Annotated in this window: 13 protein-coding genes and 1 tRNA gene; 7 read left to right on the top strand and 7 right to left on the bottom strand. The window is 68.2% G+C overall.

Features of this window, described 5'->3' with window-relative positions:
* From odhB to lpdA, 3 genes are all read left to right on the top strand, one after another.
* Positions 1-1506 carry a 2-oxoglutarate dehydrogenase complex dihydrolipoyllysine-residue succinyltransferase gene (odhB, locus tag N8I71_RS00130; protein WP_262875887.1) on the top strand — a complete coding sequence of 502 codons (1506 nt, stop codon included), beginning with the start codon at positions 1-3 and terminating at the stop codon, positions 1504-1506.
* A 75-nt stretch (positions 1507-1581) separates the two neighbouring features.
* A complete protein-coding gene (locus N8I71_RS00125) occupies positions 1582-1971 on the top strand; it encodes an MAPEG family protein (protein WP_262875886.1) in 390 nt (129 codons plus the stop codon).
* A gap of 78 nt (positions 1972-2049) precedes the next feature.
* The gene (gene lpdA, locus N8I71_RS00120) at positions 2050-3438 is read left to right on the top strand and encodes a dihydrolipoyl dehydrogenase (protein WP_262875885.1); all 1389 of its coding nucleotides are present in this window, start codon (positions 2050-2052) and stop codon (positions 3436-3438) included.
* Positions 3439-3537: 99 nt separating this feature from the next.
* Here the strand turns inward: lpdA and N8I71_RS00115 are convergent, their stop codons facing one another.
* Together N8I71_RS00115 and N8I71_RS00110 are read right to left on the bottom strand one after the other, a co-directional pair.
* Positions 3538-4191, bottom strand: coding sequence for a GntR family transcriptional regulator (locus N8I71_RS00115; protein ID WP_316249051.1), 654 nt, complete (start codon positions 4189-4191; stop codon positions 3538-3540).
* The gene (locus N8I71_RS00110; RefSeq protein ID WP_406676053.1) at positions 4185-4919 is read right to left on the bottom strand and encodes a M48 family metallopeptidase; all 735 of its coding nucleotides are present in this window, start codon (positions 4917-4919) and stop codon (positions 4185-4187) included. Before N8I71_RS00110 ends, N8I71_RS00115 begins: the two co-directional genes overlap by 7 nt.
* Before the next feature lie 118 nt (positions 4920-5037).
* Between N8I71_RS00110 and N8I71_RS00105 the strand changes: the two genes are divergently transcribed.
* The 3 genes from N8I71_RS00105 (at position 5038) to N8I71_RS20600 (ending at position 5977) form a co-directional block, all read left to right on the top strand.
* A complete protein-coding gene (locus N8I71_RS00105) occupies positions 5038-5379 on the top strand; it encodes an FYDLN acid domain-containing protein (RefSeq protein WP_262876342.1) in 342 nt (113 codons plus the stop codon).
* Positions 5380-5552: 173 nt separating this feature from the next.
* Positions 5553-5628 (top strand) — tRNA-Ala (locus tag N8I71_RS00100).
* 19 nt (positions 5629-5647) lie between these two features.
* Complete coding sequence (locus tag N8I71_RS20600) at positions 5648-5977, top strand: DUF6538 domain-containing protein (RefSeq protein WP_406676052.1); 330 nt, start codon at positions 5648-5650, stop codon at positions 5975-5977.
* Between the two features lie 202 nt (positions 5978-6179).
* Here the strand turns inward: N8I71_RS20600 and N8I71_RS00090 are convergent, their stop codons facing one another.
* The 4 genes from N8I71_RS00090 to N8I71_RS00075 all read right to left on the bottom strand — a co-directional run bounded on the left by N8I71_RS00090 (position 6180) and on the right by N8I71_RS00075 (position 11643).
* A complete protein-coding gene (locus N8I71_RS00090) occupies positions 6180-7139 on the bottom strand; it encodes an ABC transporter ATP-binding protein (RefSeq protein ID WP_262875881.1) in 960 nt (319 codons plus the stop codon).
* A complete protein-coding gene (locus tag N8I71_RS00085) occupies positions 7136-9025 on the bottom strand; it encodes a dipeptide/oligopeptide/nickel ABC transporter permease/ATP-binding protein (RefSeq protein ID WP_262875880.1) in 1890 nt (629 codons plus the stop codon). The genes N8I71_RS00090 and N8I71_RS00085 overlap by 4 nt, the downstream gene beginning before the upstream one ends.
* Positions 9022-9969: an ABC transporter permease gene (locus tag N8I71_RS00080; protein ID WP_262875879.1), complete on the bottom strand. Its 948-nt coding sequence runs from the start codon at positions 9967-9969 to the stop codon at positions 9022-9024. Before N8I71_RS00080 ends, N8I71_RS00085 begins: the two co-directional genes overlap by 4 nt.
* 96 nt (positions 9970-10065) lie before the next feature.
* Positions 10066-11643 carry an ABC transporter substrate-binding protein gene (locus tag N8I71_RS00075; protein ID WP_262875878.1) on the bottom strand — a complete coding sequence of 526 codons (1578 nt, stop codon included), beginning with the start codon at positions 11641-11643 and terminating at the stop codon, positions 10066-10068.
* A gap of 91 nt (positions 11644-11734) precedes the next feature.
* Between N8I71_RS00075 and N8I71_RS00070 the strand changes: the two genes are divergently transcribed.
* Entirely contained in the window at positions 11735-12409 is a 675-nt protein-coding gene (locus tag N8I71_RS00070; RefSeq protein ID WP_262875877.1) for a DUF1028 domain-containing protein, read from the top strand.
* A gap of 30 nt (positions 12410-12439) precedes the next feature.
* Here N8I71_RS00070 and N8I71_RS00065 read toward each other — a convergent pair whose 3' ends face one another.
* Entirely contained in the window at positions 12440-13204 is a 765-nt protein-coding gene (locus N8I71_RS00065) for a FadR/GntR family transcriptional regulator (RefSeq protein ID WP_262875876.1), read from the bottom strand.
* Between the last annotated feature and the right edge of the window lie 123 nt (positions 13205-13327).

The following is a 13327-nucleotide window of genomic DNA, read 5'->3' as shown; positions in this document are numbered from 1 at the left end:
ATGTCCATTGAAGTCCGCGTGCCCACCCTGGGCGAAAGCGTTACCGAGGCGACGGTCGCAACCTGGTTCAAGAAGCCGGGCGACAAGGTGGCCGCCGACGAGATGCTCTGCGAACTGGAGACCGACAAGGTCACAGTCGAGGTCCCGGCGCCCTCCGCCGGAACGTTGGGCGAGATCGTCGCGGCCGAGGGCGAGACCGTCGGCGTCGACGCGCTTCTTGCGACGCTGAACGAAGGTGCGGGCGCCGCCCCGGCCCCGGCGCAGCCGGCCGCCGAGGAAAAGACCGGCGGTGGCAATGTCGACGTGATGGTTCCGACGCTGGGTGAAAGCGTCACCGAGGCGACCGTCGCCACCTGGTTCAAGAAGGTCGGAGACACCGTCGCGCAGGACGAGATGCTCTGCGAGCTCGAGACCGACAAGGTCTCGGTCGAGGTGCCCGCGCCGGCCTCCGGCACGCTGACGCAGATCGTCGCGGCCGAGGGATCGACCGTGCAGGCCAACGGCAAGCTCGCCGTGATCGGCGGCGCCGGAGCGGCCACCACGCCGGCCCCCGCGGCCTCCGCCGCCCCCGCAGCCGCGGCGGAAGCGCCCGTCGCCTCGGACCGGGATGTCGCCAACGCGCCCTCCGCCGAGAAGCTGATGGCCGAGAAAGGCCTCGATCCGGCTTCGGTGCGGGGCACCGGCCGCGACGGACGGATCATGAAGGAGGACGTGATGCGCGCCGCGGCCGCCCCGGCACCTGTCGCCACGGCCCCCGCTTCGGCGCCCGCCGCCGCGCCGCGTGCGCCGGTCGCAGCCGAGGACGCCGAGCGCGAGGAACGGGTGAAGATGACCCGCCTGCGCCAGACCATCGCGCGGCGTCTCAAGGATGCCCAGAACACCGCTGCGATCCTGACCACCTACAACGAGGTGGACATGACCGAAGTGATGGCGCTCCGGAACCAGTACAAGGACGAATTCGAGAAGAAGCATGGCGTCCGGCTGGGCTTCATGTCCTTCTTCACAAAGGCCTGCGTCCATGCGCTGAAGGAGGTTCCCGAGGTCAACGCCGAGATCGACGGCACCGACATCGTCTACAAGAACTACGTCCACATGGGCATCGCGGCGGGGACCCCGCAGGGCCTCGTCGTGCCGGTGATCCGGGACGCCGACCAGATGAGCTTCGCCGGCCTCGAGAAGGCGATCGCCGAGAAGGGCCGCCGCGCCCGGGACGGCAAGCTCTCCATGGCCGAGATGCAGGGCGGAACCTTCACCATCTCGAACGGCGGCGTCTACGGTTCGCTCATGTCCTCGCCGATCCTGAACCCGCCGCAGTCGGGCATCCTCGGCATGCACAAGATCCAGGAACGACCGATGGTCGTGAACGGCCAGATCGTGATCCGCCCGATGATGTACCTCGCGCTGAGCTACGACCACCGGATCGTGGACGGCAAGGGCGCGGTCACGTTCCTTGTGCGCGTGAAGGACGCGCTGGAGGATCCGCGGCGGTTGCTGATGGATCTTTGAGGGCCCAAGGCGGGCTGCCCTCCGCCCATCACGGGTGGCGCGCAGCCCGCCGGCCTCGCTTGCAGAAGGTGTCGCATGACCCCCGAGCTGACCGTCCTGACCCTCGCCGCCCTGCTGCAATGCGGGCAGATGCTGCTTTATTCCGTCGCGGGCAATGCACAGGCGGGGACCAGGGCCGCGCTCTCGCCCCGCGACCGCAAGGTCGAGCTGACCGGCACGCCGGGCCGCGTCCAGCGGGCGATGAACAACCATTTCGAGGGGTTGATCCTTTTCGGCATAGCCGCCACGGTGATCTCGGTTTCGGGCCAGGGCACCGGCCTCACCGCCGCCTGCGCCTGGATCTACCTTGCCGCGCGCGTCGCCTACGTGCCGGCCTACGTCTTCGGCCTGGTCCCCTGGCGCAGCCTGGTCTGGGCCCTGGGCTGGATCGCCACGCTCATCATGCTCATAGCCGCTCTCCTGTGATCTTCATCTTTCAAAAAATACGCCGGGGGTCCGGGGGCAGCGCCCCCGGCTCCGACACCGACCAGAAGGACCAATCCCATGGCTAGTTACGACGTCATCGTCATCGGCTCCGGCCCCGGAGGCTATGTCTGCGCCATCCGCTGCGCGCAGCTGGGACTGAAGACCGCCTGCGTCGAGGGGCGGGAGGCCCTGGGCGGCACCTGCCTCAACATCGGGTGCATCCCGTCGAAGGCGCTGCTGCATGCTTCCCACCAGCTTCACGAGGCGGAGCACAACTTCGCGAAGATGGGCCTCAAGGGAAAGGCGCCCTCGGTCGACTGGACGCAGATGCAGGCCTACAAGGACGACGTCATCGGCCAGAACACCAAGGGCATCGAGTTCCTCTTTAAGAAGAACAAGATCGACTGGCTGAAGGGCTGGGGTTCGATCCCCGAGGCCGGCCGCGTCAAGGTCGGCGACGAGGTGCACGAGGCCAGGGCCATTGTCGTGGCCAGCGGCTCGGAACCTTCTGCGCTGCCCGGCATCGAGATCGATGAGAAGGTCGTCGTGACCTCCGAGGGCGCGCTGTCCCTGCCGAAGATTCCCAGGAAGATGGTGGTCATCGGCGCGGGCGTCATCGGGCTGGAACTCGGCTCGGTCTATGCCAGGCTCGGGACCGAGGTGCAGGTGATCGAATATCTCGACCACATCACGCCCGGGATGGACGCCGAGGTTTCCAAGACCTTCCAGCGCCTTCTCGCCCGGCAGGGCCTGTCCTTCACGCTCGGCGCGGCCGTGCAGAAGGTCGAGGCGACGAAGACCAAGGCGAGGGTCACCTACAAGCTGCGCAAGGACGACAGCGAGGCCACGCTGGACGCCGACGTGGTGCTGGTCGCCACGGGGCGGCGGCCCTACACCGACGGCCTCGGTCTCGAGGCGCTGGGCGTGAAGATGTCGGGCCGCGGCCAGATCGAGACCGACGCGCATTGGGCGACCTCCGTCCCCGGCGTCTATGCCATCGGCGACTGCATCGCGGGCCCCATGCTCGCCCACAAGGCCGAGGACGAGGGCATGGCGGTGGCCGAGGTAATCGCCGGCAAGCATGGCCACGTGAACTACGGCGTCATCCCCGGCGTGATCTACACCCACCCCGAGGTTGCCAGCGTGGGCGCGACGGAGGAGAGCCTCAAGGAGGCCGGCCATGCCTACAAGGTCGGCAAGTTCAACTTCATGGGCAACGGGCGCGCGAAGGCGAATTTCGCCGCCGACGGATTCGTGAAGATCCTCGCCGACAAGGAGACCGACCGCATCCTCGGCGCGCATATCATCGGGCCCATGGCGGGCGACCTGATCCACGAGATCTGCGTCGCGATGGAATTCGGCGCCGCGGCCCAGGACATCGCACTGACCTGCCACGCGCACCCGACCTATTCCGAGGCCGTGCGCGAGGCGGCGCTGGCCTGCGGCGACGGGCCGATCCACAGCTGAGGGTCCGCGGGACCGGCAGCGCCCCGCAGGGCATCGAGCCCCGCGGGGCGCTCGCGTCCCGGGGACGCGTGCGTATTTCTGGAAAGATGAAGGGGCGGTTCAGGCCGCGAGCAGGCGCAGGCCCTGGGTCACGTCGGCACGGACGGCGAGGCGCAGGCCGGGCTCGTCGCCGGCCTTGAGGGCGGCGAGGATCAGGCGGTGATGCTGCGGTGGTTCGGTCCGGTTCAGACGGCCGTAGAGCGCGCGCATGGTGGGCCCGAGTTGCAGCCAGACGGTCTCGGCCAGGGCGAGCATCGCGGGGGCCTGCGCGCGGAGATAGAGGGTCCTGTGGAACTCGAGGTTCGCGCGGATGTAGCCCACCGCGTCACGTCGGGCGACCGCCTGACCGACCGTTGCGTTGATCGTTTCCATCCGGTCGATGAGCGCGGGATGGGCGCGGGGCAGGGCACGCGCCGAAAGCTCGGGTTCCAGAAGCGCCCGGATCGCGGCCAGCTCCTCGATCCTTTCATTCGAAAGTTCCGGCGTGGAGACGCGGCCCGAGGCCGAGAGAAAGAGAGCGCCTTCCGAAACGAGCCGGCGTACGGCTTCGCGCGCGGGCGTCATGGAGACGCCGAACTCGCGCCCGAGGCCACGGAGCGTCATCGCTTCGCCCGGGCCCACCTCTCCGTGCATGATCCGGGTGCGGAGCGCGCGGTAGACCCGGTCGTGCGCCACGGCGGCGCCGGTCTCCGTCGGGCGGGGGTTCATCAGCATGGCGCCTGGTCTTCCCTCTCGGTGTCGAAGTTCCAGGCCAGGAGCGCTGGACCCTGGGCGCGAAGCCAGCGCCTGTGGGCGTCCGTCTCCGGGCAAAGCCTGCGGCACAGGCTCCAGAAGGCGGGCGAGTGGTTCATCTCTGCGAGATGCGCGACCTCGTGCGCGGCGACGTAGTCGAGCACGGCCGGAGGCGCCATGATCAGGCGCCAGGAGAACATCAGGTCGCCGCGTGCCGAACAGCTTCCCCAGCGCGAGCGCGGATCGCGGAGCGTCAGGCGGCCGGGAACGCGTCCGAGCGATTGCGCATGGACCGCCACGGCCCGCGAGAGGCGCTCGCGGGCCAGCGCCGTCAGGAGGGCGCGCAGGCGAGGACCCTCTCGCGGCCCGGCGGGCACGTGGATCGTGCCATCGGCGAAGCGGGCAGTCCGGCCCGCGCCTTCGATCACGGGGCGAAGGACCCCGCAGACCGGAATGGAGGCACCGATGCGGGCGAGCTGGGGCGCGGGGGCGCGGTCGAGATGGTGGCGCACCCAGTCGGCGCGGTCGTGCAGGAAGGCAAGGGCTTCGGCTTCCGGCGCCCAGGCCGGAAGGCTCAGCGACACGCGTCCATCCGTGCGCGAGACCCTGAGCGAGAAGCGCTTGGCGCGGCGATTGCGGCGCAGAACGACCTCGACCGGGGGGTCTCCGGGAAGGACATGGGTCGAGACGGTCGGTTTCGAGGACAACACGCGCCTCCGTGCACGGGCCGCCGCCGCACTCGTGCCCGGCGGGAAAGGCTTTGACAGGCTCCCGCCAGTATGGCAGATGGCCGCAGTTCTCTCGATAGCGATGATTGAAGGGGGTGTCATGCCCAAAGAGGAATGGGGCGTCAAACGCGTTTGCCCCACCACCGGTAAGCGTTTCTACGACCTGGGCCGCGATCCGATCGTGAGCCCCTATACCGGCGAGGTCGTCGTGCTGGATACCGGAAAGGGCGGGCGCAGCCTCGTCGCCGACCGGTCCGACGCGAAACGTGCGAAGGCGAAGGTCGAGGATGAGGATGATCTGGTTCTCGACGACGATCTGGAGATCGAGGACGACGACGCCGACGTCGATATCGACGACGACGACGTGCTCGACGACGATGACGACGACACCGACACGGTCGCACTCGACGACCTGGCCGATGTCGCTTCGGACGACGACTGAGCTTTTGCCGCGACACATGCGGCGGAACGAACGCGGGCCCTCGGGCCCGCGTTTTCGTGTCTGTCGGCCCGGCTGATCCGGGCGTCGAAGGGGCCGGATCGGGGGAGACTTTTCTCTTGCACTCCGCCGGAGCGTTCCTTAGACACCGGCGCTGTCGGCGGGCACGCCGCGATGGGGCCATAGCTCAGTTGGGAGAGCGCTTGCATGGCATGCAAGAGGTCAGGGGTTCGACCCCCCTTGGCTCCACCAAACCCCCTCTTTCAGGAACATGATCAGTGACTTGCTGATTTCTCATGGTGTTTCTCAAGAACTGTTACGCTCAAGTGTTACAGTGAGGAGCCTTGAGAGAGTGCCTGGACACACTCGTCTGTATCGTCGCGGGGCGGTCTACTGCCACCGTGCGGCCGTCCCTCTGGACATCATCGACACCTGCGGACAGCGGGAGGAAACCTGCTCGTTGCGGACGCGCGACCATGCAGACGCGCTGCGCCGGGTGAAAATCGAAGCGGTGAGGGCGGGCCGGAAGTTCGATGAACGCCGGCTGAAGCTGGCGCGCGAGTGCGAGGAGCAGCTTAGGGAGCTGACCCCTGTGCGGTAGAACCGACCATGCCCGTCACGGGCCTGATGGATGCCGAACGCCTTCGGCGGCTTCGCGATGCTGCGCGCCATGATCGGATGACCGCGACGCCACTCCGCCGTTGGGCTTTCCTCCTCCGCCGTCAGGTCATCGGGCAGATCGCGGGAACTGATACCGATGCCCTTGCCGGTCCGCGACACGGCCTCTCTCGCTCAAGTGCCGATCACCCGTCAGCAGGATTGAAACAGGCCGCCTCGGTGCGTTCCGATACCGGGGCGAGCGCGGGGGTCTCCAAGCCGCAACGCTCGACCGCGCGGGGGCAGCGGGCGCGGAAGGCGCAACCCCGGGGCGGGTTCAGCGGATCGGGAAGCTCTGTCTCTCGCCCTTCCGGGGCCTGCAGCGGTCGGCCCACCACCGGGGCGCTGTCGGCCAGTAGTCGCGTGTAGGGATGGCGGGGGTTTGCGAAGATCTCCGCCGCCGGGCCGACCTCCACGACTGCGCCGAAATACAGAACCGCGATCCGGTCGCTGACGGCCTCGACCACGGCGAGGTCATGGCTGATGAAGAGGTAGGTGAGCCTGAATTCGGCCTTGAGATCCGCCAGCAGGTTCAGGACCTGCGCCTGCACCGACACGTCGAGGGCCGAGACCGGTTCGTCGAGGATCAGGATGCGTGCGTCCGCGGCGAGCGCGCGGGCGATCCCGATGCGCTGCGCCTGTCCGCCGGAGAACTCGTGCGGATAGCGGTCGAGGAACTCCTCGCGCAGGTTCACCGCCGCGAAGATCTCGGAGATTCGGGCCGCACGGGCGGCGGGCCCGAGCCCGTGGAGGTGCCTCAGCGGGGCCTCCATGATCTGACGGATCGTCTTGCGCGGGTTGAGCGAACTGATCGGGTCCTGGAACACGTACTGGATCTTCTTGCCGAACTCCGCCGGGTTGGCGTTGTCGAGCGGTTCCCCCTCGATCTCTATCCGTCCCGAGGACGGACTGAGCAGGCCCACCAGCATCCGCGCCAGCGTCGACTTCCCGCAGCCGCTCTCGCCGACGATGCCCAATGTCTCGCCCTTCTGCACGGTCAGGTCCACGGGCTGCACCGCCCGCACGAGGGCCTTCGGCGGGCCGAACAGGCGCTTGCCGACCGGAAAGTCCTTGCTCAGGCCGGTCAGTTTCAGGGCTTCGGTCATTGGGCGGCCTCCGTCTTGGGCGCCAGGACGGGGTTGATGCAGCGGACGCGCCGGGCGGGGCCGTGCGGGTCGAGGGGGATATCGCCTGTCCGGCAGGCCTCCGTCGCCACGTGGCAGCGATCGGCGAAGGCACAACCATCGGGCAGCCTGTCGACGGCGGGCGGCAGGCCCGGGATCGCCTCGAGCCGCCTGCGCCCGCCGCCGAGTTCCGGCACGCAGGCCATCAGCTTCGAGGTGTAGGGATGGGCGGGGGCGTTCAGGATCGCGTCGGTCGGTCCTTCCTCGACGATGCGGCCCGCATACATGACCGCCACCCGGTCGCAGAGTTGCGCCACGACGCCGAAATCGTGCGTGATGAAAAGGATCGCAAGCCCGCGCTCGCGCCGCAGGTCGCTGAGAAGGGTGAGGATCTGGGCCTGCACGGTCACGTCGAGCGCGGTCGTGGGCTCGTCGGCGATGATGATCTCGGGATCGTTGGCCAGCGCCATGGCGATGCCCACGCGCTGCCGCATGCCGCCCGACATCTCGTGCGGGTAGCTGTCGATCCGGTTTTCGGCGTTGGGGATGCGGACCTGTTTCAGAAGGTCTATGGCATGTGCCCGCCCCTCCTCGCGGCCGACGCGGCGGTGGCTTGAGACGGCCTCGATCAGCTGATCGCCCACGGTGTAGAGCGGATGGAGCGTCGCCAGCGGGTCCTGGAAGATATAGGCCACGCGCCGCCCCCGCATGGAGCGCAACGTCTCGTAGGGGGCGCCGACGATGTCGCGGCCCTCGTAGTAGACCGCGCCGCCGGTGATGACGCCGGGCGGTGATGCGACCAGTCCCATGACGGAAAGGGCGGTCACCGACTTGCCCGACCCGCTCTCGCCGATCAGGCCGACGCACTCGCCGGGGCGCAGGCTCATGTCCACGCCGCCCACGGCCCTGTAGACCCGGTCCTTTACGTGGAACTGCGTCTCCAGTTCCCGGATCGCCAGCAGGTCGTCGCCTTGCGCCTGCGGGATCGGACCCTCCCGCCTGACCATCGTCGCGGGCATCGGCCGCGACAGGGCGCCCGACTTCAGGCGCGGGTCCAGCGCGTCGCGCACGCCGTCGCCGAGGAGGTTGATGGCCATGACGATGACCAGGATCATCAGGCCCGGCACGACGGAGGTGTGCGGGTTGGTGATGAGCGCCGAGCGCGCCTCGCCCAGCATGGAGCCGAGATCGGCCACGGGCGGCTGACTGCCGAGGCCGAGGAAGGACAGGCCCGCCGTCTCCAGGATCATCCACCCCACCGTGGTGGACATGGCGATGACGATGACCGGGATCACGTTGGGCAGGACCTCGGTCACGATGATCTTCGCGTCCGACATGCCCGCGAGCTTCGCGGCGTCCACGAACTCCTTGTTGGCGATCCCCACGGTGATCCCGCGGATGTTCCGGGCAAAGAAGGGGATGTTGACGGCCGCGACCGCGATCAGCGCGTTCATCAGTCCGGGGCCGAGGGCGGCGACGATGGCCAGCGCGAGCAGGATGTAGGGAAACGCCATCAGCATGTCGACGCCGCGCATGATGACGTTGTCGGTGCGCCCGCCGTAGTAGCCCGCGACGATGCCGATGGCCGCCCCCAGCGTCGCCGCGATGACGGCGGCCGAGAAGCCGACGGCGAGGCTGAGGCGCGTGCCCCACATCAGCCGGCTGAGGAGGTCGCGTCCGAGATGGTCGGTGCCGAGAAGGGCGCCTTCTGAGAACGGAGGCTGGAAGCGGCTGGCGGTGTCGGTGACGTTCGGCGGCTTCAGCGGCAGGAGCGGTGTCAGCAACGCCAGCAGCACGACGATGCACAGCACGATCAGCCCGCCAAGCGCCAGCCGGTTCCGGGCGAGGAGCGTCAGGAAGGCGCTCATGTCTTGATCCTAGGGTCGAGGAGGCTCTGGGCCACGTCCACGATGATGTTGAACATCACATAGCAGGCCGCGACGAAGACGACGCCGCCCTGCACCAGAAGGATGTCGCGGCGCAGGATCGCGTCGACCAGCATCCGGCCCACGCCCGGCCACTGGAACACGATCTCGATATAGACCGCGCCCGAAAGGACGAAGCCCGCCTGGATGCCGAGGACGGGGATGATCGAGACCATCGCGGCCCTGAGCGCGTGGCCCCAGATCACGCGCCGCTCGTGGACGCCCTTGGCGCGCGCGGTGCGGATGAAGTCCTGCCGCAGCACCTCCAGCATCGCCGAGCGCGACAGCCGCGCGACCACGCCGGTGGCGACGACGGCGAGCGCCGTGGCGGGCATGGCGAGGTGATCAATCAGGACCCAGATCGTCCGGTCGCCGAAGATCGGCCACATGCCCGAGACCGGGAACCACCGCAGGTTCACCGCGAAGGTCAGGATCATCATCATGCCGAGGAAGAAGGACGGGATGGAGATGCCCAGAAGCACCACGAAGGTGATCGCCTTGTCCGCCAGCCCGTACTGGTTCGCCGCCGAGATGACACCGGCGGCGATGCCGAAGACGGAGCACAGGACGAAGGCGGTTCCGGCCAGCACCAGCGTGGCGTTGAACCGCTCCATCACCTCGTCGAGGACGGGGCGGTTCAGCGCGAAGGAGCGCCCGAAATCGCCCTGCAGCATGTTGCCGAGCCAGATGAAGTACCGCTGCACGAGCGGTTTATCGAGGCCGAGGTCTTCGTTCAGGGCGGCCACGTTCTCGGGCGTCGCGTAGGAGCCGAGGATCGCTGTGGCCGGGTCGCCGGGGATCATCGCCATGATCAGGAAGACGATCACGGAAATCCCGATCAGGACGGGGATCGCCGAGAGGAGGCGTTTGAGTATGTATCCGGTCATTGGGCCTCCGCGCGGGCGTACTCCCCCAGAAATTCGGCCCGGAGGACGCCTGTCCCCCGGGCCGCCCGGGGCCTCGTGGCCCCCGGCATTTTCAGCTCAGTTCTTAACGACCTCGTCGAGGAGGAGAAAGAACGAGGGTTCGAGCTGGAAGTTCTCGACGCGGTCGTTCGTCACCGCGTTCTGCACCCAGTTGGCGACGAAGACCCAGGGCGCGTCCTCCTGCACGATGACCTGCATCTGGCGGTAGAGCTCGGCGCGGCGGTCCTGGTCGGTCGCCGTCCGGGCCTCTTCCAGCAGCGCGTCGACCTCGGGGTTCGAATAGTAGCCCGAGTTGAACCCGCCCTCCTGCGGCCATGCGGCCGTGCGCAGCGCGAGGTAGGGCAGCGTGTCGGGGTCGTTCGTCATCCACGCCATCTCGGCCATGTCGGCCTTGCCCTCGAGCCCGGGGTTCACCTGCCCGAGGAAGGTGTTCCATTCGTAGGTCTCGATCGTCACGTCGAAGCCCACGGCCTCCAGGTCGGCCTGGATCGCCGTGCCCATGGCGACGGGGTCGAGCATGCCCGATCCGCCCTCGGTCACGTAGAAGGTGATCTCGGGGTTCTCGACACCGGCTTCGGCCAGGAGCGCACGGGCGCGGTCGGGGTCGTAGGGATAGGGTTCCAGCTCGTCATTATACGCCCATGCGAAGGCGGGCGGCGTGGGGCCGGCGGCGACATCGGCGGTGCCTTCCAGAACGTCGTTGACGATCGCTTCCTTGTTGATCGCGTAGTTCGCGGCCTGACGGACGCGGACGTCCGCGAACGGCCCTTCGAGCGCGTTGAGGATCAGGAACCAGACGTGCGGGCCGGCCTGCTCATGCACGGTGAACCCGTCCCCCTGGAACTCGCTCAGCGCGACGGGCGGGACCTCGACCATCACGTCGATGCCGCCTGCGAGCATCTCGGCGGTGCGGGTGTTGGCGTCGGTGATGGGCCGGAAGACCACGGCCTCCAGCGCCGGCGCCCCGTCCCAGTAGTCGGCGTTCGCGGTCACCACGACCGCCTCGTTCGAGCGCCATTCGCCGAAGACGAAGGGGCCGGTTCCGCTTGGGTTCCGGCCGAAGTCCGCGCCGTGTTCCATCACGGCGGCCGGCGAGACGATGAGGCCCGTGGGATAGGCGAGGTTCGACAGGAACGGCGCGTAGGGCGCATCGAGCGTGAACTGCACCGTCATCTCGTCCAGCGCCTCGACCGACTGGACCGACGAGAAGAAAAACGACAGCGGGAACGGGCCGGTGTCGTGATAGGGGTGATCGTCGTTCAGCATCCGCTCGAAGTTGAAGACCACGGCCTCCGCATTGAACGGGCTGCCGTCATGGAAGGAGACGCCCTCGCGCAGCGTGAAGGTGTAGACGGTGCCGTCGTCGGAAATCTCCCAGGAGGTGGCGAGCGCCGGCTCGACCTCGAGCGTGCCCGAAGCATAGCGCACCAGCCCGTCATAGACGTTCATCAGGATGCGGAAGTCGTTGACCGCCGTCACGGCATGCGGATCGAGCGCCTGGGGCTCGGCGATCTGGCCGACGACGAGGACGCCGGGCGGGGTTTGCGCGTCCGCGGCCGTGAAGCCGCCAAGGGCCAGCGCCGTCGCCGCGGTCGCCGCGAGCAGGGAGCGCCGGGTGAGGGAGAGCAGTTTCATGGGTTTTCCTCTCTGCCGGAATTTATCATGATGAATTGAAGTGAGGCAAATGATCATGATAAATTCAAGTCAATTGTGAGCTGGAGGCCCCATGACGTTTTCGCTTCTCGCGCGTGATGAAAAAACAGGCGCCCTGGTCGCCGCCGCCGCGACCGGATCGCTCTGCGTCGGGGGGTGGGTGATTCGGGGCGCGCTCGATGCCGGGCTGGTAGCTTCGCAGGGCACGGCACCCTCGACGCTCTGGCGCGACGCGGTCCTCCGCCTCATGGGCGAAGGAATGTCGGCGGCCGAAGCCGTCACCGCGATCACGGATGCGGATGAAGGAAGAGACCACCGGCAACTGACCGCGCTCGACACCGCCGGACGGGCCGGGGCCTTCACCGGGGCCTCCTCCGTCCCGATAGCCCGGCACGAGACTGCGCCGGGCCTCGTGGTTGCCGGAAACATGTTGTCGGACGGGCCCGTCCTCGCCGCGATGCGCGGGGCCTGGTCGGACGGCGAAGGCGACCCGGCCGAGCGGGCCCTGGCCGCCCTGGCCGCTGCAGATACCGCAGGGGGCGACGCGCGCGGCCTGAGCTCTGCCGCGCTGCTCGTGCTGCACCCTTCCGCGCCGCCGCTCGATCTGAGGGTCGATCTTTCCGACGACCCGTTGACCGCCTTGTCCTTGCTTCTGAAGGCGGCACGGACCTCGCCCTATGCCGATTGGCTCACCGTCGTGCCCGTGGCCGACGACCCGTCGCGCGCACCGTCGAGTGCGCCGTCGTGATCCTTGGGGCGGCGGCCGGGTGGGCGCCGCTCATGGCGATCCCATGAAGCGCCGCATGACCTGCGCCTCCTGACGCTGCATCATCTCCTCGGCGCCTTCCATGTGCGAGCGCATGGTGGCCCGGGCCGCGCCCGCATCCCCGCGTTCCAGCGCCGCGACAAGGTCGATCTGGTGTTGCCGCCCGCGCGCCCAGAGTTCCTCGTTGTGGGGCTCGTAGAGCCGGCGGTAAACCGTCAGGTCCGCGAGAATCCGCGCCATGAACGACACGCAGAACCCCAGGAGCGGATTGCCCGCGAATTCGGCCAGCCTTTCGTGGAACCTGAGCGAGGTCACGTGCTGGTCGCGCTCCTCCTCGGGGGATTGCGCCGGACGGTCGTGGCGCGTGGCCAGTTCGCGCAGCTCGTCGAGTTGCCAGCGTTCCAGCCGCCCGGCCATCGAGGCGGCGAGCTCCGGTTCGAGCATCTTGCGCATCTGGTAGATGTCGGTGATCGAAAGCTGCTGGAAATAGAAGTAGTTGGCCAGAAGCGACTTGGCGCGTTCGGCCGTCACCTCGCCCACGAAACTGCCGCCTCCGGGGCCGGTGCGGGTGATGATAAGGCCCTGCGCCTCGAGGATGCGCATCGCCTCGCGGACGGTGCCCTTCGATACGCCGAACTGGGCGATCATCTCGGCCTCGCTGGGAAGCCGGGCGCCGGTCTTGAGATCGCGTTCCACCACCCAGTCCTTGATCCGGTCGGCGACCTGTACGGGCCGCGACCGGCGCGGGAGGGGCCTTGCGATACTGTCCTCTGGCATGGGACTCCCCGAATTTATCATAATAGTTATGGAGGGGAGCGTCGGGCCGGTCTAGGGCGAAGGTACGATGCGGCGGTCCGGCGCAGGAGAACGCTTTGCGCTCGCCCGGCCCGGGGACGGCCT

Origin of the sequence: Roseicyclus sediminis (assembly GCF_025515305.1) — a bacterium.
Taxonomy (GTDB): Bacteria; Pseudomonadota; Alphaproteobacteria; order Rhodobacterales; family Rhodobacteraceae; genus Roseibacterium; species Roseibacterium sediminis.
This window is presented reverse-complemented; position numbering and strand designations above follow the sequence as displayed.

Coding starts and splice junctions, on each gene's coding strand:
- odhB (WP_262875887.1), top strand. CDS start 1: ATGTCCATTGAAGTCCGCGTGCCCACCCTGGGCGAAAGCGTTACCGAG.
- N8I71_RS00125 (WP_262875886.1), top strand. CDS start 1,582: ATGACCCCCGAGCTGACCGTCCTGACCCTCGCCGCCCTGCTGCAATGC.
- lpdA (WP_262875885.1), top strand. CDS start 2,050: ATGGCTAGTTACGACGTCATCGTCATCGGCTCCGGCCCCGGAGGCTAT.
- N8I71_RS00115 (WP_316249051.1), bottom strand. CDS start 4,191: ATGCTGATGAACCCCCGCCCGACGGAGACCGGCGCCGCCGTGGCGCAC.
- N8I71_RS00105 (WP_262876342.1), top strand. CDS start 5,038: ATGCCCAAAGAGGAATGGGGCGTCAAACGCGTTTGCCCCACCACCGGT.
- N8I71_RS20600 (WP_406676052.1), top strand. CDS start 5,648: ATGATCAGTGACTTGCTGATTTCTCATGGTGTTTCTCAAGAACTGTTA.
- N8I71_RS00090 (WP_262875881.1), bottom strand. CDS start 7,139: ATGACCGAAGCCCTGAAACTGACCGGCCTGAGCAAGGACTTTCCGGTC.
- N8I71_RS00085 (WP_262875880.1), bottom strand. CDS start 9,025: ATGAGCGCCTTCCTGACGCTCCTCGCCCGGAACCGGCTGGCGCTTGGC.
- N8I71_RS00080 (WP_262875879.1), bottom strand. CDS start 9,969: ATGACCGGATACATACTCAAACGCCTCCTCTCGGCGATCCCCGTCCTG.
- N8I71_RS00075 (WP_262875878.1), bottom strand. CDS start 11,643: ATGAAACTGCTCTCCCTCACCCGGCGCTCCCTGCTCGCGGCGACCGCG.
- N8I71_RS00070 (WP_262875877.1), top strand. CDS start 11,735: ATGACGTTTTCGCTTCTCGCGCGTGATGAAAAAACAGGCGCCCTGGTC.
- N8I71_RS00065 (WP_262875876.1), bottom strand. CDS start 13,204: ATGCCAGAGGACAGTATCGCAAGGCCCCTCCCGCGCCGGTCGCGGCCC.